The organism is Gillisia limnaea DSM 15749, from assembly GCF_000243235.1.
In the GTDB taxonomy this organism is placed as follows: Bacteria; Bacteroidota; Bacteroidia; order Flavobacteriales; family Flavobacteriaceae; genus Gillisia; species Gillisia limnaea.
The window spans coordinates 3,511,284-3,526,633 of sequence record NZ_JH594606.1 but is presented as its reverse complement, the minus strand read 5'-3'; the positions used below and the strand labels follow the sequence as shown (position 1 = coordinate 3,526,633).

Sequence of the window (15,350 nt, the reverse complement as noted above, 5' to 3'; positions counted from 1 at the left end):
ATGAATACCCCGGCTTTCTAGATTTCTATTTATCAACTATTCTGTTTTTTCTATAAACATAGAAGTTATTCCTTTCAAACCATCCATATCAATATCGCCTTTCTCAAGAGATCTAAACAAGCTTAAGATATCACCTGGATTCATATCATCTCCAAGAACTCTGGCAAGTCCCATCCCACGATCTTGATCAAACCCATAAACTATTATTTCATCTACAGCTTCTTCATCACCTGTATAATAGATTTCCACACGGGTATCACCTCCTCCGTAACGCATCAATAATTCATACTTCTCATTTTTTAGGATTTCGGATATCTTGATCTGTTCATCTTCAATAATCTGAATATTTTCAGCTTTTTTTGGAATTGCCAGCAAATTAATTTTTTTGATGGTCTCCATAGTCGCTTTTTGCTCCGGGCTAAGTGAATCAGAACTGGTAAACATACTTGTAGGGACATCAATAGCAACAAACTCGTTGTTTCCCTGATTTGCAACATAATATTGCTGAAGGCTTTCCTCATTGTTGCAACTAAAAAGCAGGCCAAGTGCAACCAACCCTATAAATTTTATACTTTTCATTATATTAAATTTTATAATCAATAATTCGTTTCTGGTAGTAGAATCTAATCCGGTTTTTTATTTTGATTTTTTCTTCACATTCTTCAGTTCCTCTGCTCCTGGAACTTTCAGGTCTGAAGCCAACTTGGAAAGTTGCGTAAGATCAATATCACCGGTAATGCTCATTATTACTGAAATAGGCTTTCCATCCTTTTCGCCTTCCATGAACATAAAAAGTTCACTTACATAATTTTCATTTCTTCCGGGTTTAGAATAAAATTTTATATTTCTTCCTCCGTCATTTACCCGCATTAACTGCTCCAGTGAACCTTTACCTAAATAGGAGGTAACATCTGCCGCCATTTGAGTTTGTATGGAGGTCTGGTTCGTAGTAAAAATCCTTATTTCCTTTAAATTTTCAATCAAATTTAAATACTGCTGTGCTTCTGGATCATCCGCACTAATGTCCACTTTTGCAAGAAGTTTAAACATCTTACTGGTCATTATCATGGCATCCACATCTTTCATAGTTTCATACTTCTGGAAATTTTGTGCACTTCCCACTAAAGAGATCAGGCCAATTGTAATTATTAAGATTAATTTTTTCATGTTATTTAATTTTTATGATTTGATTTTTGGTTTTATTAAATTCATCTAAGTACACTAATTCTTCTTTGCTGTTATTCATAATCTGTGCCACCATTTGCAACGTTTCTTTAGCTTTAAAATAAGCCTCTTCAGGTGTTTCTATGGTTCCCAGTTCATTTTGGGGAAAATTTTGTTGTTGATTTTCTTGAAATGTAAAGATTCCAAAAGCTATAAGAATGCTTGCAGCTACCCCAATAATGGCATACCATTTCTTGTCCGATTTTAATTTAAATTTCCCGGGATGACAAATATTTTTTTCCTCTTCTGAAAAACTGAAGATCACTTCATATTCTTTTAAATGTTCGGGTACTTTTTCTGAATGGAAATATTTCTTTAATAATTTTTCTTCCTCCAGGGTTGTTCCCCCATCATCATATCTTTTAACCAGGGATTCTAATTTATGTAATTCCATAACTATCTTTTTTTAACAGTTCTATCCTAATTTTTTTTCTTGCCCTGGAAAGGGACACTCTTATGGCAGTTTCATTCATATCCATTACTTTGGAGATCTCTTCATATTCATATTCTTCAATATCCCTTAATTGAAAAATCAACTTTTGTTGCTCCGGCAATGTTTCCAGAATTAGCGAAATTTGTTTTAACCGGTCATTTGTTTCAAGTTGATCAAAAGCAGATCGGTCCTGACTTTCATAATTGGTGTGTACGATCTTTAAATTATTATTTTGTTTGGATTTTAACTGATCCAGGCAATAATTCTTCGTGACTGTCATTGCAAAAGCTTCAATATTGGCATAATCCTTGATTTTATCCTTACGGCTCCATAATTTTAAAAGAACCTCCTGAGTGGCATCTTCAGCAGAATCTTTAGAAATCAACAATCGAAGTGCCAAACGGTACATTTTATCCTTAACCGGATTTACAACACCAATAAAGGTTTTTTGATTCATTTAACGTTGGTTTTGAATTGACCTTCTTATATTTACGACGAACTTAAAAGTAATTTGTTACAAAATTTTTTTTAAATTTCAATTGGAGTTACTTTTAACACCCTATTAAAAATTATATGAAAAATTCTATGAAAATTTACAAACTTGTTTTACTTGTCTTTTTATTTGGCGGCATTACAATCTCCTGTTCTGATGATGCAGATGATAAAGGACCTACACCTCCGGTTGCTGGAGAACGTAGTTTAGTTGTGGAAAATTTTATTTATCGCGGGATGAACTTTTATTATCTCTATAAAGCGGATGTTCCAAAATTAGCTGATGACGCTTTTGCTACTCAGGCTGAAAGAAACAACTTTTTAGATAATTATTCTTCTCCAGAAGATCTTTTTGATAATGGCGTTACTGCTAGTCAGGATAAATTTAGTTGGATAGTTGATGATTATGTTGAACTTGAACGCTTATTCAGCGGGGTAAGCAAAACCTCTGGTTTATCCTATGGTTTGGTGAGAAATTGTAGCAGCTGTAGCGAAATATTTGCATACGTTCGACTTGTCCTTCCCAATACTTCTGCAGATGAAGAGGGTGTAGAGAGAGGGATGATCTTTAACAGAGTAGATGGACAACAATTAACCGATACGAACTTTTCAACACTTTTAGCTCCAGATACTTTTACAATTGGCCTTGCTAAACTGGAAGAATCTAATATTATCAATCTTGAAGAAACCTTCACATTGACCAAACGGGAATATGTTAAAAACCCGGTATTCGTTTCCAAAGTACTTGAAATTGAGGGTAAAAACGTAGGCTATATTTATTACGACAGTTTTACAGCCGATTTCGATAAAGAATTGAACGATGCGTTTGGGGAATTCAAGACCGCTAACGTATCAGATCTTGTTTTGGATCTTCGTTACAATGGGGGGGGATCTGTTAGAACCGCCACAGATATGGCAGCTATGATCACCGGACAGTTTGCAGGTCAATTATTTATGAAAGAAGTATGGAATGCTGAATATCAAGCACACTTTCAAAGCACAAATCCAGAGAGGCTTTTAAATAAATTTAACACCACACTAAAAACAGGAGAAGTAATTAATAGTCTAAATCTTGGAAAGGTGTATGTTCTAACCACAGGAAGATCTGCTTCGGCCAGCGAATTGGTAATTAACGGCCTTGATCCTTATATAGATGTGGTACAAATTGGTGAAACCACCACCGGGAAATTCCAGGCTTCGGTTACTTTATATGATTCTCAAAACTTTGGAAGAACTAATGCAAACACCACTCATACCTATGCAATTCAGCCTTTGGTTTTGAAATCGGTAAATTCTGCAGGAGTTTCAGATTATATCAACGGACTGGATCCAGATTATGTGATTTCAGAGGATTACCAAAACCTTGGACAGTTGGGAGATCCTAATGAACCCTTTTTAAAGTTGGCTTTGGATGTAATCCTTGGAAATAGGATTTCTATTCCTGAGTCTAAGGAATTATTTAAGCCGGTTGGAGAAAGTGGAATGGATCAACTGGATTATCAAAAGATGTATATTGACAAAATTCCAGAACTTATCAATAAATAAGTCAATAAGTATGTTAATTAAAAAGGGGTTTCGATTAAATCGCAACCCCTTTTTAGTTCCTCTTTGTAAATAAAATCAATGACTTCGGGTGAGCAACTGTTCACGATTCAATTTATTATGAGCATCCGTACACGTGAAAGCATCATCAAAAGCGAAAAGGTAAATAAGTACCTCCTAAGTAAGCCTTCGGATCCTTCGGGGAATTCGAAAGTAATCGATTTTTCAAAATCATCTAATTAATGGTTCGGTTTTTGGAGTTGATGTAGAAGCCTGAAGTTCTGGCTTCTATATTAACTCCAAAAACTATTATTTATGAATATATATAAAACCTATTTATTTTCTCTTCTAACGAGTTTTGCAATATTATCCTGTTCTAGTGATTCTGAAGACTTTAAAAACATAGAGGAGAATCAAGAAACGGCTACTACCACTCCGGAAACTCAACCGGAAGATAAATTGGAAGTCGAGAATTTTATCTACCGGGGAATGAACGATATATACCTTTATAAAGCACATGTACCCGCTCTGGCAGATGATTATTTTGAGAGTGAAGAAGAAAAAATTAATTTTTTAGAGAACTTTTCATCGCCCAGTAATCTTTTCGAAAGACTGATGGCCGATCAGGATAGGTTCAGTTATTTGATTGAAGATTATAGGGAAATGAACAAGATGAGTACGAATAAAACTGGTACAGGAATGGAATTTGGTCTTTCTGCCTACGGTAGTGACGGCACAGATGTTTTTGGTTTCGTGAAATTGGTTTTACCCAATTCTTCTGCAGCTGCAAAGGGAGTAGAAAGAGGGATGATCTTCACTAGGATCAATGGAACTTCCCTTACCTCTTCAAATTTTCGGAGCCTTGCTTCATTATCAAATTTCTCAATAGGACTGGCTGAAATTGATGGAAACCAAATAAGGGAATTAGATCGAACAATTTCCTTAAATACAGGTGCTTTTAGCGCTAACCCTGTTGGGGAAGCGAAAATCTTAAATGTGTCCGGTAGAAAAGTGGGGTATTTGTACTATGATAGTTTTGACCAAGATTTTGACGAGGAATTAAATGCTGCCTTCAGCACTTTTAAGGGCGCTGGAGTTTCAGACCTGGTGCTTGACCTGCGATATAACGGAGGTGGTTCTGTAAGAACGGCTACAGACCTTGCAGCTATGATCACCGGTCAGTTTGCTAATCAGGTTTTTATGATTGAGGAGTGGAACGAAAAATACCAGACTCATTTTGAACAAAACGATCCGGAAAGGCTAAAAAATAATTTTAACACCCAAATTAGAACTGGAACCGGCATAAACAGTTTGAATTTGAACAGGGTTTTCGTTTTAACAACTAAGGAAACCGCATCTGCAAGTGAACTTATTATCAATGGCCTGAATCCATATATTGATGTGATCCATATAGGTGACGTGACCACAGGAAAATTCCAGGCGTCGGTAGCTATATATGATTCTCCGGATTTTTCTAAGGATAGTAATGGTCTTAATACAAATCACCATTATGCAATGCAACCGCTGGTCCTAAAGTCGTCAAATAAAAATAACGTATCCGATTTTGTCAACGGACTAAATCCCGATCATGAATTGCCGGAAGACGTGACGAATTTAGGTGTCCTGGGGGATCCCAATGAGCCTTTGCTAAAACTGGCAATAGATATTATTCAGGGAAACAGAAGCTCTGTTCCCAATGTTAAGACATATACTAGAGTTGGTAACAGTAAAATGTTTGAACCGGAATACCAGAAAATGTATATTGATAATAAGGATTTGCCTGTTATCAAGTAATAGAATCATTTAAAAAGTAAAAAAGGGTTTCAATTTTTGAAACCCTTTTTTATATGCCGAATTTTAGAAATTAAGGTTCACTCCAAATCGGGCATTTCTACCCCGGGTATTAAATCTATAAATTTCCTGAAATTCTTCATTCGTAATATTGGTCACACCACCAAAAATCTTTATATTTTTATTGATCTGGTGGCTGATGTAATAATCTAGAATGCCATAACTTTCCAGCACAACTACTTCATTTACAAAAGTTTCATTATTAAAAAAGTTGTCTGTCCTGTCATCGTTGAATTGATACCTCAACGATGTGAAGGTTTTTTCATTTACCGTCCAATTGAGACTTCCATTCACTTTATGTTTGGGAATTCGCAGCGCAAATCTTTCTGCAGCTTCGGTAAAAGTATAATTTCCAGAAAAACCAAGGTTTTCCAGAATATCGATGTTTAACTCTACCTCTACCCCTTTAGCTGTAAACTCTTCTGAAATGTTCTGGTATTCTGAAATGAAATTTTCAGGATCAATCGTTACAAAATCTATAAAATTTTCCGAATTCCTTCTGAAGTAAATTCCGCTCAGGCTGAAGTTTTCTCCCTGGTATTCAAATCCTGCTTCCATAGTGCTGCTTTCCTCTGGCCTCAAATCCCGGTTTCCAAAGTTTGAATCGAACAATTGAAATAAAGAAGGCGTAATATAAGCAGTACTGTATGAAGCAAGCGCTTTTACATATCCGGCTTCCAGGTCAAAACTGTAAGAGGGATTTACATTATAAACCAAATTAGTGCCGTACTCGCTATGAATATTCAATCTTGTTCCTGTGTTGAGATTAAATCCGAAACCGGATACATAGACTACATTAACATAGGGATCCACAATATTAAACGATGCAACGTCATCACTCACGCTCTGTTCAAAATTTGTTTCGCCAAAAGGAATATTATAACTGTTGAAACTACTAAAAATACCATTTAATCCAATTACAGTATGAAATTTTTCATTGAAGATATATTTATTATACGTGTCAAAAGCATAAACTTTGCTATCATATTTATTAGGAAAACCAGACACAATTTCCCTGTTCAATTCTGAATAACTGTCGCTAAAGATGAAACTTCCGTTCTTGTAAGTAGCCTCCCAATGACTTCCGGTGCGGAATTGTTCACTATTCAATTTATTATCAGCATCCGCATACATGAAAGCATCATCAAAAGAGGAACTGAACTTGTCAAAATTTCCGTAGAAATAGAATTTTAACCTTTCGCTTATCTTATATCCAACCCGTGCATACACGTTTTGTTTTGAAAAAGGATCGTCTTCAAATTCCATATCCTCATCCGGTGATTTCACTGCCGACATATTTTTTGAATACCGGTGACTAAAATTCACCTGATAATTAAAATCTGATAACCGTCCGCTCAATCCAACCGCATTATCAAACTGCGCAATATCATAATCCAGATTTTGCTGAGTTTGGTTGGTCCCCATAGTAGATTGCAATTGCAATCCTATTTTCTTATCTACCGGCTCTTTCGTAGTAATATTGATTACTGCTGCTGCTGCCCCGGAACCATAAAGCGTACTGGAAGCCCCTTTAATTATTTCAATAGAAGCTACCTGATCCAATGGTAAAAGACGAAGATCAAAATCATTTGAAATGGATGAAGGATCGCTTAATTGAACTCCGTCAACCATAATCACAACTTCCCTGTTTCTTCCTCCACGAATATAATATCCTAAATTTTGGCCATCATTGCTCCTGGTTCCATTGATTTCAATTCCGCTAACACGATTAATAACCTCCGGAAGGCTTTGTCCTCCAGATTTTTCAAGTTCTTTTGCGGTAATTTTTGTTACCACTTTTCCGCTGTTTTCGCGTTTTAACTCAAATTTTGAATCTATTAGAACTACTTCCTCTAAAGATTCAACTGCTACATTTTCCATCTCTTGTGAAAAGGACAGGCCAGTGCATAGCAAAGCACCACAAAACCATAGTTTTTTGTACATAAAATTAAATTATTACCAGGAAAAAAGATGTAGTAAACTACACCAAACTTTTTACCCGAAAGTTTGACATTAGTGAATTGTGGCAGGTCTCCTGGCTTGCGTCCTGGTGTTTACCTTCCCATCCCGGTTTAAAGGGGACAGTGGTTTAAGAAGTAGTAACAACAGGCATCCCAAATAAAATAGGGACTTAGCTTACAGTTGCGGGAACAGCTCAGGATTCTTCGAAAAACGAATTACCTGATTCCCTTTTAATCGATGAGGTTCTATATTTATAGGACCGAATCAAACCAAAATTTCAATGCGAAATTAAACATTTATCTTTTCTAACACAGAGAAATTTTAAATAATCTTACTTTTGATGCCAAAACCAAGTCCTTTTGAAAAATATCATTTTTCTACTTTTCCCTTTGATGTTCTTTTCCTGTAAAACCGAAAAGAAAGAATTATCAGCTATAGCCTTATCCGGAGATACCCTGGCAATAGAATATGCTAAAGGTTTTTCCATTATCCAATACGATGGATTCAAGATTTTGAAAGTTAAAAATCCCTGGCCGGAAGCAGATAAAACCTACACCTATTTACTGGTAGTCGAAGAATCTAAAGTGCCCCAATCTATAGCGTACGATCATAAAATAAACATTCCGGTAAAAAAGCTGGTGGTTACCTCTACAACACATATTCCTTCTCTGGAAGCATTTCAGGAGGAAAAGACTTTGATAGGCTTTCCAGGACTTGATTACATTTCTTCTAAAAAGACAAGAGATAGGATAAAGGAAGGAAAAGTCACGGAATTAGGAAAAAATGAGGATATAAATACAGAGGTACTCATCTCTTTACAACCCGAAGCTGTTATAGGTTTTGCTGTAAACGGAACAAATAAAACATTTAATACCCTGGAAAAAAGCGGAATCCCGGTTCTCTTCAATGGAGACTGGACGGAAGAATCTCCATTAGGAAAAGCAGAATGGATCAAGTTTTTTGGGGCGTTGTTCAATAAAACCAAAGAAGCAACTTTATACTTTCAGGAAGTTGAAACTGCTTATCTGGATGCCAAAAAATTAGCAAAATCTGCCTCCTCTAGTCCTACAGTTTTAAGCGGATCTATGTATAAAGACCAATGGTATGTTCCTTACGGAGACTCCTGGTCTGCACAGTTTATAAAGGATGCCAATGCCAATTACATTTACAAAAACACCTCCGGAAGCGGTAGCATTGCCCTGGCATTTGAAACAGTATTAAGCGAAGCTCAAAATGCCGATTTCTGGATCGCACCCGGGCAGTTTAAAACTTTTAATCAGTTAAACGAATCGTCCGTACATTATAATCAATTTGAGGCTGTAAAAAACAAACAGGTTTTCACCTATAGCAACACACTGGGAGAAACCGGCGGAGTAATCTATTACGAACTGGCACCAATCCGGCCAGATCTGGTATTGAAGGACCTTATCGCACTCTTTCATCCGGAATTACTTCCAAAATACGAACCCACGTTTTTTAAACCCCTGGAATAGGTGCCGAATCAAAAAAAATATACCGGACTTTTAGTACTTCTATTAGTTGTAGTAATCCTTACTGCTCTTGTGAATATTAGTTTAGGTTCTGTCAATATTCCTTTAATGGATATTTTTTCTGCATTTTTTAAGGAAGAAGTTAGCAGTGATAGCTGGAGATATATCATTCTGGAATACCGGCTTCCAAAGGTATTTACTGCAATCCTTACCGGTTCGGGGCTTGCTGTAAGCGGTTTGCTAATGCAAACACTTTTTAGAAATCCATTGGCGGGACCCTATGTTTTAGGACTAAGTAGCGGAGCAAGTTTGGGGGTTGCACTAATTTTAATGGGAGCATCGCTGTTTGGCGGGACAATGGCGGGCTTACTGTTTTCAAAATGGAGCCTGGTTATCGCCTCCAGCATAGGAAGCTTGCTTGTTCTTTTAGCTGTTTTACTTGCTTCTTCAAAACTTCGGGACACCATGGCAATCCTTATTATTGGATTAATGTTTGCAAGCCTTACCGCTGCTATAGTAAGTGTACTGGCTTATTTTAGTCCGGCAGCCCAACTCCAGCAATATGTTTTCTGGTCTTTTGGAAGCCTTGGAAACCTTTCCTGGGAAGAGGTTTTAATATTATCAATATTCTGGTTTATAGGCATATTACTAGCAGTAACCTGTATTAAAAATTTAAACACGTTATTGTTAGGTGAACAATATGCTAAAAGCCTCGGAGTGAGTATTAGCAGAAACAGAATGGTAATAATAATAGCTACAAGCTTACTCGCAGGAAGTATTACTGCCTTTGCGGGCCCAATTGCATTTGTTGGGTTGGCGGTTCCCCATTTGATACGACAAGTGATCCCAGTGAATGATCATCGTATCTTATTACCCGCAGTGATCATGGGTGGCGCTATTTTAATGTTGGTTTGCGATATTGCAGCACAGCTCCCGGGGAGTCAATATACATTACCCATAAACGCAATTACCTCATTGATAGGCGCGCCTGTAGTAATTTGGCTTCTTATAAGAAAACGTAAATTTTTATTTTAATCATCAAAACGTCCAACTCAAATATCATCCTGGCTACCGATAACCTTCACATAGGTTATCGCAGTAAAAAAGTGGAAACCCTAATCGCTTCCAATATCTCTATTGAAATTGGAGAAGGTGAACTTGTTGCCCTGGTGGGTATTAACGGGGTTGGTAAATCCACCTTGCTTAGAAGTCTTAGCGGTGTGCAGGAACTATTAAAAGGCGATATACGTATCAAAGGCAAACCTTTAAGATCGCTTTCTTCTGAAAAGTTGTCAGAATTGATTAGCATTGTCCTTACCGAACAACCTATTTCAAAAAATCTAAGTGTTTTTGAACTGATTGCTCTTGGAAGACAACCCTATACAAACTGGATTGGAACCTTAACTTCAAAAGACCTGAAATATATTCAGAATGCTTTAAAATTGGTTGATATAGAAAATCTTCAGCATAAAAAATGTTACGAGCTAAGTGATGGTCAACTTCAAAAAGTATTGATAGCACGAGCCATTGCCCAGGACACGCCTTTAGTGATTTTAGACGAACCCACCACACATCTGGATATTTACCACCAGGCCTATATCCTTAAATTGCTCAAAAAACTTACCGTTCAAACCAAAAAGAGCATTTTGTTTGCAACTCATGAAATAAATCTGGCACTACAACTATGCGACCGCATCATTCTCATGGAGCAAAACAAGGTTTCTATTGGAACTCCAAAACAACTGATTGAAGAAGATGTTTTTTCAAAAATGTTCCCATCAGACCTTATCTTTTTTGATAAAATCTCCCAATCTTTCAAAATTAAAACCTAAGACCTCCTGTTATGTAAATCGGATTTTATTTGATAAAAAGAAAACCAATTAAGTATCTTTGAAAAAACCGATCTAATTTTCCCTATGAACCAAACGCTTTTAATTATTCTCATTTTTATTTTTGCGCTGGCTTTAGGGATCTACCTGGGGAGACTGGTTTCAAGTTTAAAAAATAAGGGAGAGCAGACTGTTTTAAAGGAACAAAAGATTCAGCTAACACTTCAGATAGAAGATTATAAAAGCCAACTTAACAACCAGTTAGACAATTTTAAAATTGAGCAGCACACAATTAAATCTGAAGCTGCGGTTCAACTTCAAAAGACGGAAAATGAGCGTGATTCAATAAGAAAAGAGAAAGACTTTTTAAGTGATGAACTAACCCGAAGGAATTCTGAATTTGAAAACCTTCAGCAAAGAAATCTGGAACAAAAAGAAGAAGTAGAAAAGCTTCAGGAAAAGTTCACCAAAGAATTTGAAAATCTTGCCAATAAAATACTGGATCAGAAATCGGAAAAATTCACTTTGCTCAACAAGGAAAATATTCAGAATATATTAAATCCGTTAAATGAAAAAATTAAAGTATTTGAGGAGAAAGTAGAAAGAAACAATACAGATTTTATAGAACGCCACTCCCAGCTTGGAGAATATCTTAAAAATTTGAATGAACAAAGCATCAAAATAAGCGAGGAGGCCAATAATTTGACGAAAGCCTTAAAAGGGGAAAATAAAACTCAGGGGAATTGGGGAGAATTAATTCTTGAAAAGGTATTGGAGAAATCCGGACTGGTTAAAGACAGGGAATATTTTGTTCAAAAAGCATATACCGATGAGGATGGGAATAAAACCCTGCCAGATGTTGTTATTCACCTCCCTAACGATAAAAGAATGGTAATAGACTCCAAGGTCTCTTTGACCGCCTACGAGAGATATTCTAATGAGGAAAATGAAGACTTAAAGTCAAAATATTTAAAAGCACACGTAAAATCACTGAGTAACCATATTTTAGAATTGAGCTCCAAGAAATATGAAGACATCCATAAGATAAAATCCCCGGATTTTGTACTGATGTTTATTCCCATTGAACCTGCGCTTTACCTGGCGCAAAATACTGATGGTTCTTTTTTCTATACCGCTTTTCAAAAAAACATACTTTTGGTAAGTCCTACTACCCTACTTTCAACTTTAAGAACGATAGATACCATTTGGAGCAATGAAAAACAACAACATAATGCCACCGAAATCGCAAAACACGCGGCTTCCCTCTACCATAAATTTAAATTATTGCTGGATGATCTGGAAACCGTTGGAACAAGATTAGACGCTACCTCGAACGCGTATCAAACCGCGATGAAAAAGTTGACCGGAAATCAAAATTTGATCAAGGATATCGATAAACTGGAGGTTTTAGGCATTTCACCAAAACAAAAAATAAATAAAACCTGGATTACTCAAAGTTATATAGAACAAGAAAATGTAATCCCAAAAAATGATTAATATGTACCACTATCCTAAGTTGATTTTGTTTTTCATTTTATTTGGCAGCCTTGCACAGGCTCAAACCCAATATTTTCCGAGTTACGGAGAATGGGAAGAAAAAAATGCAAAAGATTTCAATCTGGATGAACAAATGCTAATCCAGGCTGTAAATTTTGCTAAGGAACATGAATATTCTGAATCAAAGGATCTTAGATTAGCAATATTAAAAGGCTTTGAAAGAGAACCTTTTCATCAAATTTCGGGACCAACCAAAGAACGGGGTGGTCCTGCAGGATTAATTCTTAAAGACGGATATATTATTGCAAAATGGGGTGATACCAAACGGGTGGATATGACCTTTAGTGTAACCAAAAGCTTTCTTTCCACAACCGCACTTCTGGCAATGGATAAGGGGATTATAGAAGAAGTAAATGATCCGGTAAAAAAATATGTCTGGGACGGTACCTTTGACGGTTCCCACAACAGCCAGATAACCTGGGAACATTTATTAAACCAATCATCAGACTGGAGCGGGGAATTATGGGGAGGATATGATTGGGCAGACAGACCGCCGTCCACCGGAGGTCTTGACGACTGGAAAAACAGAAAACTAAATACGCCTGGGACGGTTTTTGAATACAATGATGTTCGAGTGAACCTTCTGGCATTTTCTTTATTAAATGTTTGGAGAAAACCTCTACCACAGGTTTTAAAAGAAGAAATTATGGATCCCATTGGCGCGTCTACATCCTGGAGATGGTTTGGATATGAAAATGCCTGGGTAAATATCGATGGATTAAAAATGCAATCGGTTACCGGTGGAGGTCATTCCGGAGGTGGATTATTTATCAATACAGAGGATATGGCTCGATTTGGTTTGTTATTTGAAAACGATGGCAACTGGAGCGGAAATAAGCTAATTTCAAAAGAAATTATAGAAAAAGCTATCGAACCTTCTGCTCCAAATTCAAATTATGGATATATGTGGTGGCTTAACAAAGAAGGTAGCAGGCAATGGAAAAACCTTCCCGAACACCTTTTTTATGCAGCGGGTTTTGGAGGGAATTTCATAGTGATAGATCGTGAAAAAAATCTGGTTATTGTAACCAGATGGCTGGAACCCTCTCAAATAGAAACATTTTTAAATAAATTATACCTGACATTCTAATGAAAAAAACACTGTTTTATATCTTGGGCGGAATATTTTTGCTGTTTATAGCATATTTCGCATTTATTTATTTTGTTCCGTATAGCGAAGGAACCCGATCTGGCGAGCTTATTAAATTTAGCCGAAAAGGGGTGATTTCCAAAACCTGGGAAGGCGAGATAAGCCAGGGGATAAGCGGAGCGCAGATTTTTCAATTTTCGGTACTGGACAGTGAAAAGGAGGTTGTTAAAAAACTTCAGGAGAACGAAGGCAACTATGTAAAACTAACCTATGTGGAAAGATACACTACATTCTTTTTCTGGGGTGACACAAAATATTTTATAAATGCAGTCGAAGAATCACAATCCCCACATTTTAGAGATAGATGAAAAGTATGAAATATAAAAAAATCACAGAATCACAGGTAGAAATTTCAGAATTAATGCTTCCCTCCCGATCCAATTTTAACGGGAAAATTCATGGAGGATATATTCTATCCTTACTGGATCAAATCGCATTTGCATGCGCGTCCAAACATTCCCAGGTATATTGTGTTACCGCAAGTGTAGATACGGTAGATTTCTTGGCGCCAATTGAAATTGGAGAACTTGTTACTATGAAAGCTTCGGTAAATTATGTGGGTAAAAGTTCTATGGTTATTGGAATACGGGTGGAATCAGAGAATATACAAACCGGACTTGTAAAACACTGCAACTCTTCTTATTTTACAATGGTCGCTAAAGATGATAACGGCAAATCTGTGAAGGTACCAGGATTGATTCTTGAGAACGATCAAGATGTTCGCAGGTTTGTAAAGAGCATAAAACGCTTAAAAATGAAAATCAAAAGAAAAACGGAATTTCACGAAACCGACTTCTCTTCAGAAGAATACATGCATCTTCTGGATGATTATAATGTAAAATTTGATATTCATTGAAATATAACGGATTTATAATAGCTTTATTTGCCGCAATTTTACTCGCTTATTTCGTTCCAACGGCACTCAAAAATTTTCCTTTAGAAATTATTATAGACCTAGGAATTGCACTCATATTTTTCTTTTACGGACTAAAACTTGCCCCCACCGACCTGAAGTTAGGATTTTTAAACTACCCTTCCCATATTTTAATTCAGCTTACCACCTTCGTCCTGTTTCCGCTGCTTACCTTTTTATTTATTCCGGTTTTTGAAGGTGGGATTCAATCGGACTTATGGCTGGCAGTATTTTTTCTTGGGGTCTTACCTTCTACCGTATCATCTTCAGTAGTTATGGTTGCAATAGCTAAAGGAAATCTACCAACTGCTATATTTAATGCAAGTATTTCCGGATTAATTGGAATTTTGGTAACTCCGCTTTGGCTGAGTTTATTTCTTATGAAAACCGGGGAATTTGCAATCCTTTCAATTATAACCAAACTCCTGCTTCAAATTGTGTTTCCGTTATTGATTGGGTTATTGCTTCAGCGTTTTCTGGGAAACCTGGCACGTAAAAATAGCCGAATATTAAGCCTGTTCGATAAATCTGTGATTATTCTCATCGTATATTCCAGTTTCAGCAATTCCTTTAATTCCAATCTTTTTGAATCTATTAAAACGATGGACCTACTAAAAATATCGGTTATTGTTGTAATCCTTTTCTTCGTGGTATATGGAAGTACCGGATATATTTGTAAACTTCTCGGCTTTAACTTAAGAGATACCATAACAGTGCGATTTGCGGGTACAAAGAAATCATTGGTACATGGTTCGGTGATGGCAAAAATCATCTTTGGAAGCACCGCCAGCCTTGGGTTATTGCTTTTACCTATAATGCTGTACCATATTTTACAGCTTCTTTTAGTAGCAGTTTTTGCTGAAAGATACCGGAAACAGTGGATTAAGAATGGGGAATTGGAATAATC

At 36.5% G+C, this 15,350-nt stretch carries 15 protein-coding genes and 1 riboswitch; of the genes, 10 read left to right on the top strand and 5 right to left on the bottom strand.

From position 1 onward, the window contains the following. Nucleotides 1-36: 36 nt before the first annotated feature. The 4 genes from GILLI_RS17375 to GILLI_RS17360 are packed head-to-tail and all read right to left on the bottom strand — an operon-like array spanning nt 37 to nt 2,114. Nucleotides 37-579: a DUF4252 domain-containing protein gene (locus tag GILLI_RS17375; protein ID WP_006990436.1), complete on the bottom strand. Its 543-nt coding sequence runs from the start codon at nt 577-579 to the stop codon at nt 37-39. A 57-nt stretch (nt 580-636) separates the two neighbouring features. Next, a complete protein-coding gene (locus GILLI_RS17370) occupies nt 637-1,167 on the bottom strand; it encodes a DUF4252 domain-containing protein (protein WP_006990435.1) in 531 nt (176 codons plus the stop codon). Nucleotide 1,168: 1 nt separating this feature from the next. Then, the gene (locus GILLI_RS17365; RefSeq protein ID WP_006990434.1) at nt 1,169-1,618 is read right to left on the bottom strand and encodes a hypothetical protein; all 450 of its coding nucleotides are present in this window, start codon (nt 1,616-1,618) and stop codon (nt 1,169-1,171) included. Further along, nucleotides 1,605-2,114, bottom strand: coding sequence for an RNA polymerase sigma factor (locus tag GILLI_RS17360; protein ID WP_006990433.1), 510 nt, complete (start codon nt 2,112-2,114; stop codon nt 1,605-1,607). Before GILLI_RS17360 ends, GILLI_RS17365 begins: the two co-directional genes overlap by 14 nt. Nucleotides 2,115-2,242: 128 nt before the next feature. Between GILLI_RS17360 and GILLI_RS17355 the strand changes: the two genes are divergently transcribed. Both GILLI_RS17355 and GILLI_RS17350 read left to right on the top strand, forming a co-directional pair. After that, the gene (locus GILLI_RS17355) at nt 2,243-3,694 is read left to right on the top strand and encodes a S41 family peptidase (RefSeq protein ID WP_040507159.1); all 1,452 of its coding nucleotides are present in this window, start codon (nt 2,243-2,245) and stop codon (nt 3,692-3,694) included. Between the two features lie 312 nt (nt 3,695-4,006). Next, on the top strand, nt 4,007-5,485 hold the full coding sequence (locus tag GILLI_RS17350; protein WP_006990430.1) for a S41 family peptidase: 1,479 nt from the start codon (nt 4,007-4,009) through the stop codon (nt 5,483-5,485). 63 nt (nt 5,486-5,548) lie between these two features. On the opposite strand, the gene GILLI_RS17345 is transcribed toward GILLI_RS17350, so the two are convergent. Next, a complete protein-coding gene (locus tag GILLI_RS17345) occupies nt 5,549-7,486 on the bottom strand; it encodes a TonB-dependent receptor plug domain-containing protein (RefSeq protein WP_006990429.1) in 1,938 nt (645 codons plus the stop codon). A gap of 64 nt (nt 7,487-7,550) precedes the next feature. Then, nucleotides 7,551-7,788: riboswitch (cobalamin riboswitch) on the bottom strand. A gap of 75 nt (nt 7,789-7,863) precedes the next feature. Here GILLI_RS17345 and GILLI_RS17340 point away from each other — a divergent pair. From GILLI_RS17340 to GILLI_RS17305, 8 genes are all read left to right on the top strand, one after another. Next, nucleotides 7,864-8,997 (top strand): ABC transporter substrate-binding protein, encoded by a 1,134-nt coding sequence (locus GILLI_RS17340; RefSeq protein WP_006990428.1) that lies wholly within the window; start codon nt 7,864-7,866, stop codon nt 8,995-8,997. Further along, nucleotides 8,998-10,029: an iron ABC transporter permease gene (locus GILLI_RS17335; protein ID WP_006990427.1), complete on the top strand. Its 1,032-nt coding sequence runs from the start codon at nt 8,998-9,000 to the stop codon at nt 10,027-10,029. A gap of 2 nt (nt 10,030-10,031) precedes the next feature. Beyond that, complete coding sequence (locus GILLI_RS17330) at nt 10,032-10,826, top strand: ABC transporter ATP-binding protein (protein WP_040506747.1); 795 nt, start codon at nt 10,032-10,034, stop codon at nt 10,824-10,826. Nucleotides 10,827-10,910: 84 nt separating this feature from the next. Next, nucleotides 10,911-12,320: a DNA recombination protein RmuC gene (locus GILLI_RS17325; RefSeq protein WP_006990425.1), complete on the top strand. Its 1,410-nt coding sequence runs from the start codon at nt 10,911-10,913 to the stop codon at nt 12,318-12,320. Between the two features lies 1 nt (nt 12,321). Continuing rightward, nucleotides 12,322-13,470 (top strand): serine hydrolase domain-containing protein, encoded by a 1,149-nt coding sequence (locus GILLI_RS17320; RefSeq protein ID WP_006990424.1) that lies wholly within the window; start codon nt 12,322-12,324, stop codon nt 13,468-13,470. Continuing rightward, nucleotides 13,470-13,838, top strand: a complete 369-nt coding sequence (locus tag GILLI_RS17315) for a hypothetical protein (protein ID WP_006990423.1) — start codon at nt 13,470-13,472, stop codon at nt 13,836-13,838. The genes GILLI_RS17320 and GILLI_RS17315 overlap by 1 nt, the downstream gene beginning before the upstream one ends. Beyond that, nucleotides 13,835-14,386: an acyl-CoA thioesterase gene (locus GILLI_RS17310; RefSeq protein ID WP_006990422.1), complete on the top strand. Its 552-nt coding sequence runs from the start codon at nt 13,835-13,837 to the stop codon at nt 14,384-14,386. Before GILLI_RS17315 ends, GILLI_RS17310 begins: the two co-directional genes overlap by 4 nt. Continuing rightward, nucleotides 14,383-15,348, top strand: a complete 966-nt coding sequence (locus GILLI_RS17305; RefSeq protein ID WP_006990421.1) for a bile acid:sodium symporter — start codon at nt 14,383-14,385, stop codon at nt 15,346-15,348. Before GILLI_RS17310 ends, GILLI_RS17305 begins: the two co-directional genes overlap by 4 nt. Nucleotides 15,349-15,350 lie beyond the last annotated feature (2 nt).